The organism is Halomonas sp. CnH100-B, from assembly GCF_024124605.1.
Lineage (GTDB): Bacteria > Pseudomonadota > Gammaproteobacteria > Pseudomonadales > Halomonadaceae > Vreelandella.
This window is the reverse complement of record NZ_JAMXRX010000002.1, coordinates 104,995-119,478: the sequence shown is the minus strand read 5'-3', so window position 1 is coordinate 119,478 and position 14,484 is coordinate 104,995. Positions and strand designations below refer to the sequence as shown.

The following is a 14,484-nucleotide window of genomic DNA, read 5'->3' as shown; positions in this document are numbered from 1 at the left end:
CATGCCGCCCTTTTTTCGCACCTACTTCACGCCTAACGCCACGGCAGTAAAGTTTGCCATTAAAACCACGCTGGCCATGATGCTGGCGCTTTACGTCGCACTGGCTTTCGATGTGGAGCGCCCCTACTGGGCGCTGATTTCTGCAGCGTTTCTGCAAATTCGCCCCATGAGTGGCATGGTCGTCGAGAAAGGCCTCTGCCAGTTGGGCGGCACCGCGCTGGGCGCCCTGGTGGGTATCTTCATCATGGCGCTGTTTGCCCAGGCCAGGATACCGGCGCTGATCACGCTGACCTGCTGGATCATGCTGTGTACCTACGTCGGCTCGCTGTGGCGCAATAACTACACCTACGGCTGCCTCATGGCCGCCGTGACCGCCATGCTGATCGTGGTGATTTCCAGTGGCAGTCCCCCGGCGGCCATGTTCGATATCGCCGTCGCGCGCATGACCGAACTGGGGCTGGGTGCCCTGTGCGCCATGCTGGTCAGCGCACTGTTATGGCCCACCCATGTGGGCACGCACTTGGCCACCCAAGCCGACACGGTCATCAACGAGGCCTTTATCCACGCGGCCCTGCGCTTAGAGGCCAGTGACGACACGACCGCCATGCAACACGCCCTGCGCGGTAGCCTCACCCCGCTGACCGTGCTGGAAACCGACAGCCAAGCCGCCCGCTTTGAAGGGCCCGTTGGCCCTGGCCGAGTGCGCGCCACCCACGTGCTGACGCGGCGCACCCTGCGCTTCTTTGCCACGCTGCAAGCACTGCACCAACTGATGCACGACCATACGGACAGACTAACGCCCCACAGCATCGAACTTGCCCGCCGCATCGCCCAGGGGTTTCGCGAGGCCGAGCACGTCAAGGGCGTTACTGATGCCAGGGCAGCCCTGCAAGCGCTACGCACCCACGTACATACCTGCGATGAGCCAACGTCGGAAGCGCCCCTAGACCGCCGTGTTCGTCTAGGCCTGCGGGAAGCGCTGGGACACGCCATGGTCATGCTGGATGCCCGCGAAGCGATCGCCCACCCACGCCGCCATCGGCTGCGCTCTGCGCCGCTGGCCTGGCACCGCGATCATCTTTCGGCAGGCATCAACGCCCTGCGCTCGGGGTTGCTGTTTGCCATCTTGGCCACGTTTTGGATCGTCACTGCTTGGCAAAGCGCCATGATCGCGATGATGCTAGGCACGCTGTTCTCCGCTTTTTTTGCCAGCCGCGACAACCCTATCGCCATCACCATGATGTTCTACAAAGGCATGCTGGCTGCGATTCCCAGCGCGTTTTTGTTTGGCCATGTGCTGCTGTCGCAAGTCAACGGTTTTCCGCTGCTGGCGCTGATTTTCGGCACCCCGCTCTTTCTGGGGCTACTCGGTGCCACCCAGCCCGCTACCATGGGGTACTGCCTGGCCTTTACGATTTTCAACATTCTGCTGACCATGCCCGGTAACGGTATGGATTTCTCCTTCGATGCCTTTGCCAACCGGGCAGTGGCGGTCGTGATTGGCTTAACCAGCGTGGTCATGGCGTTTCGCTTGCTGCCGGGGCCCGGCGCCAAGCTGCGTAAACGGCGTCTGATCAGCGCCATCACCCGCGACATTAACGACCTCAGAAAGCGCTCTACCCATCAAGCGGAAACGCGCTTTAGCGGCCATATGGCCGACCGCCTGCTGCACCTCGCCCAGCACGATGACCTGCTGCCAGAAGAGCAGCGCCATCTCTTCGTGTTGGGGCTAACCGGGCTCGACCTAGGAACGGCCATGCTGCGTTTGCGGGACCACTTCGATACCGTCCTCCACCCTTCTATTCGTGACGCCCACGCGCACTTGCTGTACACGCTCGCCGACGGGTTTGACGCGAGCGCTAACGGGCGGCCGCCCCAAGGCATTCTTGAAGCAGGCCAGCAGTTGAATGACGCCATCGCCCGTGACGGAGATGTGCCTGCCGATCGCCGCGTGCTGCTGAAAGGCTTGGTCGAGCGGCTGGACCTGGCATTGGAGCGGTTGGCGCGACTCATGGCGGAACGAACAACGCCGAGCCTGCGTGCGCCCACTAAAATCGACACGGGAGTAAAGGCAGAGTGACAGCGCCTGCGGATGGGTCAGTTGATTACCCTTCGACGGGCCCCTCTTGCCAATGCTCGCTTCGCTTTGGGTAAAACTCGGCTACTGACCTACACTGGTTACGCAACACAGGAGGTCGTTGCTTGGCCGAACGCCTCGCATTTCATCGCATTCGCCAAGCATGGCCATTCGCTAGATCAGCATAAGGAGCATGCCGTGACAGCTACCCATACGCATACCTACCAACGTGGGCTGCCCCTCTTTCACTCGGTGTTTTTAGTGGGGTGCCTACCGCTTTTTTTAGGCGCCACGCTCAGCGACTACGCTTACGCCAATAGCTATCAAATTCAGTGGGCGACTTTTGCCTCCTGGCTCAACGCTGGCGGGCTAGTATTTGCCGGGCTAGCGCTGTTCAGCTCACTGATCAGCTTCTTTCGTGCCAAGCCCCGCAGCCTCATGCTACTGATCTATCCAGCGCTCCTGCTGCTCACGTGGATACTCGGCTTTGTGAACGCCCTTATCCACGCGCGGGACGCCTGGGGCATGATGCCGATTGGTTTTGCGCTCTCCATGGTGGTCACCATTTTTGCAGGCACCGCCGTTTGGGTGGGGTTTTCCCGTTTTGGCCACGGAGGTAAGCCATGAAATGCGCTCTACGTCGCCCGCATTGTTACGCTGCGCCCCTCTGTTTGCTGCTGGCAGCGGGTAGCGCCAGCGCCCAAGAGGTCACCCGCTACGGGCCTAACCCGACGCTGCCCGAGCCTTCTCGCGGCCTGCTGCCCAACATGAGCGTGCCCGAGCCCGCCGAATGGGGCGATGCCCTGCCCAGCGTGCCCGAGGGCTACACGATCACCGCGATTGCCACCGATCTACAAATCCCCCGCCAAACCCTGGTACTGCCCAATGGCGATATCTTGGTGGCGGAAGGCAGCGGTGGTAATGCCCCCTCTCTCAAGCCAAAGGATGTCATTGCCGGGCTGATCAAATCCCAGGGGACCACCTCGGTGCAGAGCGGTAACCGGCTGACACTGTTGCGCGATGCCGATGGCGACGGCCGCTATGAAGAGCAAACCACCTTTGCGGAAAACCTCAACGCTCCCTACGGGCTCGCGTTGATCGATGACGCCCTGTATGTCGCCAATCAAGATGCCCTGGTGCGTTTTGAGTACGAAGAGGGCCAAACCCAAGCCAGCGGGCCACCCGAGGTGGTTACCCAACTCCCCGACGAGATCAATCACCACTGGACCAAAGCGATGACCGCCAGTGCCGATGGGGAGTTTCTGTATGTGGGCATTGGCTCCAACAGCAACATCACCGAGCGAGGGATGGAAGCGGAGGTCAATCGCGCGGAAATCTGGCAGATCGACCCTGATACCGGCATGCACCGCCCCTATGCCACGGGTCTTCGCAACCCCACGGCGATGACGATTCAACCCGGCACCGACCAGCTTTGGACGGTCGTCAACGAGCGTGACGAGTTAGGCCCCGACCTGGTGCCTGACTACCTCACGACGGTTCAGGAAGGCGGTTTCTACGGCTGGCCGTATAGCTATTGGGGTCAGAATGTCGACCCCCGCGTTCGTCCACAGGACCCTGAAAAGGTCGAGTCGGCGATTGCCCCCGATTACAGCCTGGGTTCGCATGTGGCACCGCTAGGCCTCGCCTTTTCTATCCCCGAAATGGGCGATGAGTTCGCTGAAGGTGTGTTTATCGGCGAACACGGCAGTTGGAACCGCGCCGACCCGGTGGGCTACAAAGTGGTCTTCGTACCGTTCAGCGACGGACAGCCCAGCGGCGACCCCATCGATTTTGTTTCGGGCTTTCTCACCGATGATGGTCGCGCCCGTGGCCGCCCGGTAGGTGTCTCCATCGACCCCGACGGCGCGCTGATCATTGCCGACGATCTCACCAACGCCATTTGGCGCGTCACGCCCAACGACGCGTAAAACCACAGCGGGTGGCCTGCCATCCGCTTACCCTCTCCTCCTTCTCCTACTCACCGCATGCCTAGCGTAAGCTTGCTTAAGGGCACTCACTATAGTTTATTAAGCGTGATCGCCCCTCGCCGATGAGAGAACGCTGATGCCCGCCGCCAAGACGTTTCACGCCCCGTATCTACACACGCCGCTGCCTCATGGGCACGCCTCTCATAAGCCTGGCGCCTGCTGCTGTGGTTCACCTATGCTGCAGCAGTTTCACGAGCGAGTGATGGCCGACCTCACGCGCCGCCAAATGCTAGGTGGCACGGCAGCGGTCATGGCGATGTTTGCCGGGCTCAACGTGCCCACGGTGGTGAGTGCGCAGCCGCGTCACGCCAGCGGCCCGATGCTGCTGACCAACCTACAACTGTTTGATGGCAGCGGCAGTGCGGTGCAGAGCAGCGTGTCGGTACGTATCGACGAGGGGCGCATTCAAGCGTTGCTGCCCGCCGATGCCGCAGCCGACGGGGCGCAGGTGATCGACTGCGGTGGCCGCGTCCTCATGCCCGGACTCATCGACGCCCACTGGCACACCACGCTGGCAGCGATTACCCAAACCACCGCCATGACGGCTGATGTGGGCTACATCCATCTGGTGGCGGCCCAGGAAGCCAAGCGCACGCTCATGCGCGGCGTGACGTCGGTGCGAGACGTGGGCGGGCCGTCGTTTGCGCTACAGCGCGCCATTAACGAAGGCATCGTCGATGGGCCGCGTATTTTCCCCGCCGGGGCGATGATTTCCCAAACCTCCGGGCACGGCGATTTCCGTATGCGCCATGAGATTCCACGGGGCTCGAATTCCCCGCTCAGCGAGCAGGAGCGCCAAGGGGTCGCGGCGATTGCCGATGGGGAGGATGAAGTCCTGCGACGCACCCGTGAGCAGCTCATGCTCGGCGCCTCACAAATCAAGCTGATGGCCGGTGGCGGCGTGGCCTCGCTGTATGACCCACTCGACAGCACCCAGTTTACCGAACGCGAACTGCGCGCCGCCGTAGAGGCTGCCGACGACTGGGGTACCTACGTCATGGTGCATGTGTACACCCCAAAAGGCATACAGCGCTCGCTGCGGGCAGGCGTCAAATCCATCGAACACGGCCAGCTCGCCGATGAAGAGACCGCCCGCATGATGGCAGGCGAAGGCGCGTGGTGGAGCCTACAGCCGTTCTTGCAGGACGAAGACGCCAACGTGTACCCCGACGCCGCCCGTCGCGAATCACAGCGGCAAGTGGCCGAAGGCACCGTGCGCGCCTACGAACTCGCCCAGCGCTTCGACATCCACACGGCCTGGGGCACCGACATTCTGTTCAGCCCACAAAACACGCCTAACCAGCTGCGCCAACTGGCCAAACTCACCCGCTTCTACGACCCGCTCACGGTGCTCGCCATGGCCACTGGGCGTAACGGCGAGCTGCTGGCGCTTTCTGGCCCGCGCAACCCCTACCCCGGCACGCTCGGCAAGATCGAACCCGGTGCCTGGGCCGACCTGCTGCTGGTGGATGGTGACCCTAGCCGTAGCCTCGATTTTCTGCACGACCCCGAACAGAATCTGCGGATGATCATGAAAGGCGGGCGTATTTACAAAGACACCCGCTAAGCCACGAACAGCGGCTCACTCCCGGTTAAAAGCCTAGTAAACGGCGGCGCACCGGCCGGATAGCCACCAGCGCCAGCACCGCCAAGGCCAGCCACTCCAACCAGTGGGGCAGCAGCTCTTGTACTTGGCTCGCCTGCTCCACCGGGTTCCAGCCGGCCATCCTGACGGCCGTATCAAACGACCACCCCACCAGCACGGTAACGATCAGCACGCTGGCGAGGTACACGGCGAGCGCCGAATTACCCAGCTCGCGGCGCAAAATGGCCAGCGTGGCGAGGCTGGTAATCGGCCCCGCCAGCAGGAACACCAGCGCCATTCCTGGCGAGATACCGGCTAACAGTAGCCCTGCCGCCACCGGCGTGGCGGCGGCCGCACAGATGTAGAGCGGTATGCCCACCACCGCCATCAACATCAGCGCCAACAGGCCACCCGAAAACCGTGCCAGGGTATCCGGCGGTACCAGCGTGACCAGCACGCCCGCCAGCAGCAGCCCGGCAAACATCCACGCGCTGATATCATCCAACAGATCGCTAAACGCATAACGCAGCCCCGCTTTCAAACCGCTAGGTTCGCCGGTTTCGGCGTGGTGGTCATGGCAGCCATGCGACGAGCAGCAGCCGCTCTTGGCGACAGGTGCAACGGCCTCTGAGTCGCGGGTAAAGCCCACTAGCAAGCCCGTCACAATGGCCGTCACCAGCGCCCCAACAACACGCACCACCGCCATGAGCGGCCCAAGCAGCACGCTGGTGAGCAGAATCGAATCCACGCCCACGCCTGGGGTGCTGATCAAAAACGACGTGGTCGGCCCGCGCCCCGCACCGCCCCGGTGCAGGGCAATGGCGGTGGGAATCGCCCCGCAGGAGCACAGCGGCAGCGGCATCCCGATCACCGCCGCCCGCACAATGCTGCCCAGGCCACGCCCACCCATCCAGCGCTGCAGCAATGTTTCGGGTAGCCAGGCTTTGATCAGCCCGGCAATCACCAGCCCCAGCAACAACCAGGGGGCTGCCGTCAAAGCAATGTGTAGCAGCTCGGTTATCAGCGTCATCTCGTCACCTGCTTGTCCACGGTGGGAATAAGGATTAGCCTAAACCCTGTAATCGTTACAGGGTCAAGCCGATGACACACGCCTATCGCATTGGAGAAGTGGCTACCCGCACCGGCTGTTCACCGGAGAGCATCCGCCACTATGAGAAGCTTGGCTTGCTGCCGCCCCCGTCACGCGGTGAGCAGGGCTATCGTTACTACGATCAGGCGGCCGTCGAGCGCATCAGCTTTATACGCCATGGCCGCCACCTAGGGTTAGACCTACACAGCATTCAGGAGCTGTTGACGCTGTCTGACCACCCTGACACCGACTGCAGCGCCGCCGATGATATCGCCAGCCGCCATTTAACCCATCTGGAAGCGCGTATTGCCAAACTGCAAGCGCTCGCGGACGAGCTGCGCCACGTGGTTCACCAGTGCCGAGGCGGCAAGGCCGCCGATTGCCAAATCATCCAAACGCTCTACGAGCACCACCCCACCTGCCATGAGCATGGTTGCCGTGACGCCGCCGCTAAGCGCTAATGCCAGCGGGCTACCTAAAAACCCTGAGTCGCCCGCTGTTCATGTCGCCACGTGCGGCCCTTTTTCTCGTCTCCACTTACTCAGCCCGCCTCGCTTTAACGAGCGATTCACACGCACTCCTCTTTTCACCTCGCTATGAGTCACTCTCAGTAGTTATACTTAATTATTAGTAAACGCGTATAAATAAAGTCGCTATCTTTCAACCTTCAATACACATCGACACACATCAAACAATAAATTTAACAACTATTAAAAATATTAAAAGACATATCCATAGCGCTTTCACGTCTATCTGAAAATTGATCCATATCAGCTTTTTATCGTGGTGTTGACATTGTTTCACAATCCAACCCACACACGCTCTGTTTTCGTGATTACAATCGCCCCGTCATTAACAATAAAAACGCTTACTTCCTCTCAAGACCACATGAAAAGCTAAGGCAATACGCCACATGAGCCGCCTCATCCATAATCTTTCGATCAAAAAAACGCTGACTATCGCCATGGGCACGCTGGTGTTATTCATGCTGCTGCTCTCTGCGTTGAGCATCGTCATCAATAAAAATGGCACCCGCTCCCTGCATGAAATCGCAGACGTGGGAGTGCGTCAGATGAACGCCATCAACCGCTCCGAAGCGAACCTGACCCAAGCCAATGCCAGCACTCGGGAATACCTCAAAGCATGGCAAGAGAATGAAACAACGAGTGAATTGAACCGCTGGAAGCTAGAAGCAGAGACGTATTTATCCTCCGCCGAGCAGCGCATAGTCGAGTTCAATACCATCGCCTCACCGCCCGAGAGCGAGCGGGAAGCGCTTGCCGCCGAGATCAATCAGATCTATCAACGTTATACCGACACACTCAACCGCGTACTTCAAGCGGCCACTCTAGGAGCTGCACAAGACGCTTGGCTACCGGTCATAGAATTAAGAAGAGAGTTTCAAGGTACGGTGCGTAACTTCGTGCAATTAACGGAAGCCAGAACAAAAGACATATTGACCGAAGATAAAAAGAACAGCCAACTCACGTTATTGGCCACCCTATTTATCATGAGCTTTGCTTTACTCATGGTGGTATTGGCTCGTCTCGTCATCGTGAAAGCCATCATTAACCCCATCAATCATACCGTCACACATTTAACAGCGATTGCCAGTGGCGACTTAACACAAGACATTCAGCGTTTAGGCCGTAATGAAATCGGCGTACTGCTGTCCGGGTTACATGAGATGCAGTCGCAACTCACCAGTATCGTGCAAAGCCTAAAATTAAACAGCGACAACTTATTTACCGGCACGAATGAAATTTCCATCGGCACGCAGGATTTATCATCGCGTACGGAAGAGCAGGCTTCCGCCCTGCAAGAAACCGCTGCCAGCCTGGATGAGCTGACCGCCACGGTTAAAATGAACGCCGACAATGCCGCCGAGGCCAACAAGATCACTTCAAGCGCAGCCAAAACCGCCCACACCTCCGCCGAGGAGAGTGAGCAGATGCTGGCGATGATGCGCGAGCTGGAAGAGAACGCCACGAAAATGGGCGAGATCGTCGGCATCATTGACGGCATTGCCTTCCAAACCAATTTGCTGGCACTCAACGCCTCGGTCGAAGCGGCGCGAGCGGGTGAGCAGGGCCGAGGCTTCGCCGTTGTGGCCAACGAAGTGCGCCAGCTCGCCAGCCGCAGCTCCCAGTCGGCGAGCCAAATCCGCTCGATGCTGGAAATCAGCCGTTCCAAAACCGTGGAGTGTTCGGGCCAAGCGCAGAAAAGCGGCACGACCATTCGCGAACTGGCCGATAACGTCAGCAAGGTATCCGCACTGATGGCCGAAATCACCCAAGCCTCGGAAGAGCAGAGCCGAGGAATCGATCAGGTGAATATCGCCATCTCGCAAATTGACTCCGTCACTCAGCAAAACGCCGCGCTGGTGGAGGAGTCCAGCACCGCCGCCGCCTCGCTGGAAGACCAAGCTAAACAGCTCGCCGAGATCACCGCCCAGTTCACCGTGGCCGCTTACGCACCCGCCCGCCAAGCGCCGCTTGCCCCACCGGCCAACTACCTATCGGCCTCCACGCCTACACGAAACACGAAGCGGGAAGCCGACGCGTTCGAGCTGGATTGGCAAACGTTCTAACACCGCCCACACGGATTCGAGACTCCCTTCAGGGCGGCGGATAGCCGCCCTTTTTCATGGCACCGCCCACCCTACCGGGGCAGTGTTATGGCTCGCCTTTCGGCCACGCCTCGGCTAGGGTGATGAAAGCCCATCGTCAACCAGGAGCGGCACATGATTGAAACGAAGGAAGAACTCGACGCCATCAAAAAGGCGTGCCAAGCGATGGTGACCAAAAGCGCTGGCCTGTCTGCGGGCACCGCCATCATCCCGGTGCCGGGGCTGGATATCGGCTCGGACGTCGCGATTTTGATGCGCATCATCCCCAAAATTAACAGCCAGTTTGGGCTGACGCCGGAGCAAATCGACGGCCTAGATACCGACAGCAAGCTGTTCGTGATGACCGCCATCTCCAACACCGGCAGCAAGATGGCGGGCAAATACATCACCCAGAACCTGATCATCTCGCTACTGAGTAAAATGGGCGTGCGAGTGGCGGCGAAGGGCGCTTCCAAGTTCGTGCCGCTCATCGGCAGCGCCGTGGCAGGCGGCATCAGCTTTACCGCCATGAAGTACATGGGCAACAGCCATATCGACGACTGCTACCGCATCGCCCTCGCCGCCCTGGAGCACCGTCAGCTAGAGCGCGCGGTAGAGGCCAACGCCGTGATCGAAGCGGAAGCGCCTACCCACACCGATGACCCTCATAGCCATGCTTCATAAGGCAGCGCTACTCGGCGGTGGTATGCTTGAGCGTCTTGTTGACGTCCCTAGGAGAAAGGAATGCCCGCTTATATCGTTCTGACCCGTGAACACACCCACGACAGCGAAGAAATGCAGCGCTACAGCGAAAAAGCCCAAGCCGCCCGCGAAGGCCACGACCCGCAGCCGCTGGCGTTTTACGGCGATTTTGAAGTGCTGGAAGGCAGCGCAATGGAAGGTGCCGTGATTCTGCGCTTCCCCGACATGGCCGCCGCCCGCGCCTGGTACCAAAGCCCCGCCTACCAAGAAGCCCGCAAGCACCGCTTCCAGGGTGCTGATTACCGCGTCTTCTTGGTGGATGGCATCGAGGAGGCGTAAGGCCTCGCTATTCGGCTCACTTGTTGAGCCGAATAGCCTCTATATTCGGCTCACACCTCCTTTCGCTGCTCATTCACCCCAGCAGCAGGTCGCGCTCAATCGGGATGAACTCGCTCGCGGCTTTGATAAGCGAGGCAGCAGTGAGCTGGGGCACACCGTATACCTCAACGCGCTTACCATGCACCTCGCGAATTTTCTGGGCTAACAGATCGAAGTCGCCATCGCCGGAGACCAGCACTACCACATCCGCTTTCTCGGCGTATTCGATGGCATCGAGGGTGATGCCCACGTCCCAGTCGCCCTTGGCGGAGCCATCCGCGCGCTGGATGAAAGGCTTGAGCCGGACATCGAAACCAATCGCGCGGAGGATATTCTGGAACTCACGCTGCTTGGCGTCGCCTTTATCGATGGCGTAGCAGCGGGCAGCCACCACCTCCCGGTTGGCCGTTGCCTGGGCCCAGAAACGACGGTAATCGAAATGTTTGCAGTAGGCCTCGCGCACGGTGTAATAGACGTTCTGGGTATCCACGAAGATAGCGACGCGTGTCATGGCAAAAGCCTCAGCAGGTAGTGAAACGCCAGCCTCTTGGGGCTGGCGTTAGTAAGCGGGTATGGTACCGCGCCGCTATTTAGAATGCGCCCGCTTGGCAGGAACGAAACGCAACCCCCCCACCACCACCGAGCCCACCAAAAAGCCAATCACCGCCGAGCACAGCGTATTAAAGCTCCAGCCCAGCGCGCCACCTAAGGCCCCGGTGGCCTCACGAATGCCTAGCTCAATATGATGTACCCACTCATAGGGCGCGCTGAACCAACCTGTGCCATCGGTTCCCAGATTCACCATCAGGATATGCCCACCCACCCACAGCATGGCGATGGTGCCCACTACCGAGATGGTCGCCAGCACCTTGGGCATGGCCGTAACCAAGCTCCGGCCCAGCGCCTGTATGCCTGAATGATCCCGCTGGGCGAGTTTCAGGCCAACATCATCCATCCTGACCAGCAGCGCCACCACGCCATACACCAAAACAGTGATCACAAACGCGACCACGACCAAGCTGGCTAGCTGTGACCAGAATCCTTGGTGAGACACCGTGGCCAGCGCAATCACCATAATTTCAGCAGAGAGAATCAGGTCGGTGCGGATGGCACCACTGACGATCTTCTTCTCAGCTTCCGGCCCTTTTTCGACTGCGGGCTTATCATCGTCATGCTGGCCAGAGAGCTTATGCCACACCTTCTCCGCGCCCTCAAACGCCAAGTAGGTACCGCCTATCATCAGGATGATCGGCAGTAGCCCGGGCAGAAAATGGTTCAGCAGCAGCGCCGCCGGTAGAATAAACACCAGCTTGTTGCGGATGGAGCCCAGCGCGATCTGCTTCACAATCGCCAGCTCACGATCTGCCACTACCCCGTGCAAATATTGCGGCGTCACCGCCGCATCATCCACCACCACCCCGGCCGCCTTCGCCGTCGCACGCCCAGCGGCAGCGCTCACATCGTCCAGTGATGCTGCGGTCAACTTCGCCAATGCGGCAACGTCATCCAGTAATCCTATTAGACCGCCAATGGCCATGGGTGCTTCCTCCATGAATAAGCATTGCAGACAGTAAAGCACACGGTGGCTGGGGCGGGCGGTCTCTTTTACGCCAAGGGCAGTGTCGTTTCGCTCCCTTCATGCTCTACCCTCACTGCGTCACTTCAAAGAGCGGCCTTAGAGGGAGCGCGCTATAGAGTGCGGGGGTGCTACCTTAAGGAAGCATTTTCAGGAAGCGTGATTTGCCCCATTAGATAAGGCGCAACGCGGCCTTTAATCATCACGCGCTCGCCTTCTACCACGCAGCTCAGCGCGCCTTGGCGTGCGCCACCCTGGCGGGCAGTAAGTGCTTGCTTACCCAAACGCGCGGCCCAGTAAGGTGCAAGCGACGTATGCGCCGAGCCGGTGACGGGGTCTTCTTCCACGCCGACCTTGGGGCCAAACCAGCGAGACACAAAATCCACGTCATCGCCTTTCGCGGTAACGGCCACACCTCGCCCTGGTAACTGTTTAAGCCGCTGCATATCTGGCACAAGGCGCTCAATCACACTCGCCTCCTCGACTACCACCACAATGTCATCCGCGATCAGCAGCTCCTCGATTTCGATACCGCCCAGGGCAGCAGCGACTTCCGCGTGCATGTCTAGCGGTGCGAGCGTTTTCGCGGGGAAGTCCATCACCAGCGCATCGCCTTCGCGGCGAACGGTCAGTACACCGCTTCTGGTTTCAAAGGCCACCGCCTCGGCCACCACGCCCAAGGCATGGAACACCACCCAGGCCGCCGCTAAGGTGGCGTGGCCGCACAGATCCACCTCCACCGAAGGCGTAAACCATCGCAAGTGGTAGCCCGCTTCCGTGGGTACGAAAAAAGCGGTTTCGGACAGGTTATTCTCCGCTGCAATGGCCTGCAGAAGCGCATCATCCAACCACGCCTCTAGCGGGCACACGGCGGCAGGGTTGCCCTCAAAGGGTTTTGAGGCGAAAGCATCTACTTGGTAGAGGTCGATTTTCATGAGTTATCCCAACGCAAATAAAATAATCTCATCAAGATATCGTAGAAACGTGCATGCAGGTGAGGGTTAGCAAAGTCCAGCAGAAGGCAAGCTCGCTGAGCCTACCTATGAGCGCGAGTAGCCTTCTAAGCGTTGTCTCTGTTACGCTCAATCAGCCATCAACACATGATTGAAAAAGCACACACATGGGTTCCAAAAAAGCAGACCAATAAGCCGCAGCAACCCCTCGTTTCTGTTGTTGCGGCAGCCTGACCGTCACTCAATCGACTCGACAGGCCGCCGTCAAATAAGCGTATTTGCACGGAGTTTCCTTGTGTCTGCTCAAAACCCTCGACAGTGGGCGTATAGCCTTCCGTTCGCGCTGGCGTTGCTGGCCCCTTTCAACCTTCTCGCGTCACTCGGCATGGATATTTATCTGCCGGTAGTACCCGCCATGCCGGGCATTTTAGATACCACACCCGACGTCGTTCAGCTTACATTGACGCTCTACATGATCATGCTCGGCGCTGGCCAGATCCTCTTTGGTCCGCTCTCAGACCGCATGGGTCGCCGCCCTATCCTAATAGGCGGCACCCTCGTATTTGTGGCTGCATCATTCTCCCTGGCGTTCACAACGGTGGCCTGGTTATTCGTTGCACTCAGGCTGGTACAAGCCATGGGGGCAGCCGCCATGCTCGTCGCTATGTTCGCTACGGTGCGTGATGTTTACGCCAACACACCTGAAAGCGCGGTTATTTACAGCCTAATGAATGCCATGCTGGCTGTCGTACCTGCGCTGGGGCCTATTGCGGGTGCTTTGATCGCCCGTTATCTAGGCTGGAGCGCCCTCTTCATCACCTTGGGTATCCTGGCTCTGCTCACACTCAGCTACGCCTTCCCGAGATGGCATGAATCGCGCCAGGCATACTACACCACTCGCATGGAGGATGTGGGGCGGGTGCTTAAAAGTACTCCGTTCTGGGTCTATACGGTTGCGTTCGGAACCGCTATGGGGGCATTCTTCGTATTCTTCTCGACAGCCCCTAGAGTGCTCATCGAAGGCGCTGGTTTAACCGAGCTGGGGTTTAGCGTTGCCTTTGCGACGGTGGCCCTGGTTATGATCGTCACAGCGCGCTTTGCCGAACGTTTCGTAACGCGCTGGGGCATTTCAGGCTGCGCCCTGCGTGGCGCGTTGGTTCTACTGATCAGCGCAGGCCTTTTGGGGATGGGGGAAATGTTCTTCACGCCAAGCCTTTGGTCGTTTGTCGTGCCCATGTGGCTGGCGGCGCTGGGCATTGTGTTCATCACTTCTGTCACCGCCAATGGCGCGCTACAAAACTTCAGCGACATGGCTGGCACGGCCGTGGCGCTACACTTTTGCGTGCAAAGCCTGATCGTCGGCGGCATAGGCACTGCGGTGGTGGTAATGCTGGATGGCAGCACGGCTTGGCCGCTGATCGCCTATACCGGTGGAATGGCAGCGCTGACTCTAGTGTTGCTCACCGGGCTAGCGCGTGCTGAATCACAAACGTAAGGGTAATGCAGCTTCTGGCGGAGGCATCAAGC

General features: G+C 59.4%; 13 protein-coding genes. 9 read left to right on the top strand and 4 right to left on the bottom strand.

Going from position 1 to position 14,484, the window contains the following annotated elements; translation table 11 throughout:
- Position 1 precedes the first annotated feature (1 nt).
- The 4 genes from NH398_RS04095 (at position 2) to NH398_RS04080 (ending at position 5,632) form a co-directional block, all read left to right on the top strand.
- Positions 2-2,080 (top strand): FUSC family protein, encoded by a 2,079-nt coding sequence (locus NH398_RS04095; protein ID WP_253016720.1) that lies wholly within the window; start codon positions 2-4, stop codon positions 2,078-2,080.
- A 195-nt stretch (positions 2,081-2,275) separates the two neighbouring features.
- On the top strand, positions 2,276-2,704 hold the full coding sequence (locus NH398_RS04090; RefSeq protein WP_253016718.1) for a DUF2231 domain-containing protein: 429 nt from the start codon (positions 2,276-2,278) through the stop codon (positions 2,702-2,704).
- Positions 2,701-4,005 (top strand): sorbosone dehydrogenase family protein, encoded by a 1,305-nt coding sequence (locus NH398_RS04085; RefSeq protein WP_253016716.1) that lies wholly within the window; start codon positions 2,701-2,703, stop codon positions 4,003-4,005. The genes NH398_RS04090 and NH398_RS04085 overlap by 4 nt, the downstream gene beginning before the upstream one ends.
- Before the next feature lie 262 nt (positions 4,006-4,267).
- Positions 4,268-5,632, top strand: coding sequence for an amidohydrolase family protein (locus NH398_RS04080; RefSeq protein WP_253016714.1), 1,365 nt, complete (start codon positions 4,268-4,270; stop codon positions 5,630-5,632).
- A 25-nt stretch (positions 5,633-5,657) separates the two neighbouring features.
- Here the strand turns inward: NH398_RS04080 and NH398_RS04075 are convergent, their stop codons facing one another.
- Positions 5,658-6,680 (bottom strand): SO_0444 family Cu/Zn efflux transporter, encoded by a 1,023-nt coding sequence (locus NH398_RS04075; RefSeq protein ID WP_253016712.1) that lies wholly within the window; start codon positions 6,678-6,680, stop codon positions 5,658-5,660.
- Positions 6,681-6,751: 71 nt separating this feature from the next.
- Here NH398_RS04075 and NH398_RS04070 point away from each other — a divergent pair, with 71 nt between their 5' ends.
- The 4 genes from NH398_RS04070 (at position 6,752) to NH398_RS04055 (ending at position 10,389) form a co-directional block, all read left to right on the top strand.
- Positions 6,752-7,201, top strand: a complete 450-nt coding sequence (locus tag NH398_RS04070; RefSeq protein WP_253016710.1) for a helix-turn-helix domain-containing protein — start codon at positions 6,752-6,754, stop codon at positions 7,199-7,201.
- A 452-nt stretch (positions 7,202-7,653) separates the two neighbouring features.
- Positions 7,654-9,330 carry a methyl-accepting chemotaxis protein gene (locus tag NH398_RS04065; protein ID WP_253016708.1) on the top strand — a complete coding sequence of 559 codons (1,677 nt, stop codon included), beginning with the start codon at positions 7,654-7,656 and terminating at the stop codon, positions 9,328-9,330.
- A 153-nt stretch (positions 9,331-9,483) separates the two neighbouring features.
- The gene (locus tag NH398_RS04060) at positions 9,484-10,032 is read left to right on the top strand and encodes a hypothetical protein (protein WP_253016706.1); all 549 of its coding nucleotides are present in this window, start codon (positions 9,484-9,486) and stop codon (positions 10,030-10,032) included.
- Between the two features lie 60 nt (positions 10,033-10,092).
- Positions 10,093-10,389 (top strand): DUF1330 domain-containing protein, encoded by a 297-nt coding sequence (locus tag NH398_RS04055; RefSeq protein ID WP_253016705.1) that lies wholly within the window; start codon positions 10,093-10,095, stop codon positions 10,387-10,389.
- Positions 10,390-10,462: 73 nt separating this feature from the next.
- Here the strand turns inward: NH398_RS04055 and NH398_RS04050 are convergent, their stop codons facing one another.
- The 3 genes from NH398_RS04050 to NH398_RS04040 all read right to left on the bottom strand — a co-directional run bounded on the left by NH398_RS04050 (position 10,463) and on the right by NH398_RS04040 (position 12,939).
- Positions 10,463-10,939 carry an NYN domain-containing protein gene (locus NH398_RS04050; protein WP_253016701.1) on the bottom strand — a complete coding sequence of 159 codons (477 nt, stop codon included), beginning with the start codon at positions 10,937-10,939 and terminating at the stop codon, positions 10,463-10,465.
- A 75-nt stretch (positions 10,940-11,014) separates the two neighbouring features.
- Entirely contained in the window at positions 11,015-11,965 is a 951-nt protein-coding gene (locus tag NH398_RS04045; protein WP_253016700.1) for a DUF808 domain-containing protein, read from the bottom strand.
- Between the two features lie 170 nt (positions 11,966-12,135).
- Positions 12,136-12,939, bottom strand: a complete 804-nt coding sequence (locus NH398_RS04040; protein ID WP_253016699.1) for a PhzF family phenazine biosynthesis protein — start codon at positions 12,937-12,939, stop codon at positions 12,136-12,138.
- Between the two features lie 313 nt (positions 12,940-13,252).
- On the opposite strand from NH398_RS04040, the gene cml reads away from it, so the two are divergent.
- Positions 13,253-14,452 (top strand): CmlA/FloR family chloramphenicol efflux MFS transporter, encoded by a 1,200-nt coding sequence (cml, locus tag NH398_RS04035; RefSeq protein ID WP_253016697.1) that lies wholly within the window; start codon positions 13,253-13,255, stop codon positions 14,450-14,452.
- Positions 14,453-14,484: the final 32 nt, after the last annotated feature.

What these genes read in the sequence shown, in the direction of transcription:
- NH398_RS04095 (WP_253016720.1), top strand. Translation starts at nt 2, where the DNA reads ATGCCGCCCTTTTTTCGCACCTACTTCACGCCTAACGCCACGGCAGTA.
- NH398_RS04085 (WP_253016716.1), top strand. Translation starts at nt 2,701, where the DNA reads ATGAAATGCGCTCTACGTCGCCCGCATTGTTACGCTGCGCCCCTCTGT.
- NH398_RS04080 (WP_253016714.1), top strand. Translation starts at nt 4,268, where the DNA reads ATGGCCGACCTCACGCGCCGCCAAATGCTAGGTGGCACGGCAGCGGTC.
- NH398_RS04075 (WP_253016712.1), bottom strand. Translation starts at nt 6,680, where the DNA reads ATGACGCTGATAACCGAGCTGCTACACATTGCTTTGACGGCAGCCCCC.
- NH398_RS04070 (WP_253016710.1), top strand. Translation starts at nt 6,752, where the DNA reads ATGACACACGCCTATCGCATTGGAGAAGTGGCTACCCGCACCGGCTGT.
- NH398_RS04065 (WP_253016708.1), top strand. Translation starts at nt 7,654, where the DNA reads ATGAGCCGCCTCATCCATAATCTTTCGATCAAAAAAACGCTGACTATC.
- NH398_RS04060 (WP_253016706.1), top strand. Translation starts at nt 9,484, where the DNA reads ATGATTGAAACGAAGGAAGAACTCGACGCCATCAAAAAGGCGTGCCAA.
- NH398_RS04055 (WP_253016705.1), top strand. Translation starts at nt 10,093, where the DNA reads ATGCCCGCTTATATCGTTCTGACCCGTGAACACACCCACGACAGCGAA.
- NH398_RS04050 (WP_253016701.1), bottom strand. Translation starts at nt 10,939, where the DNA reads ATGACACGCGTCGCTATCTTCGTGGATACCCAGAACGTCTATTACACC.
- NH398_RS04045 (WP_253016700.1), bottom strand. Translation starts at nt 11,965, where the DNA reads ATGGCCATTGGCGGTCTAATAGGATTACTGGATGACGTTGCCGCATTG.
- NH398_RS04040 (WP_253016699.1), bottom strand. Translation starts at nt 12,939, where the DNA reads ATGAAAATCGACCTCTACCAAGTAGATGCTTTCGCCTCAAAACCCTTT.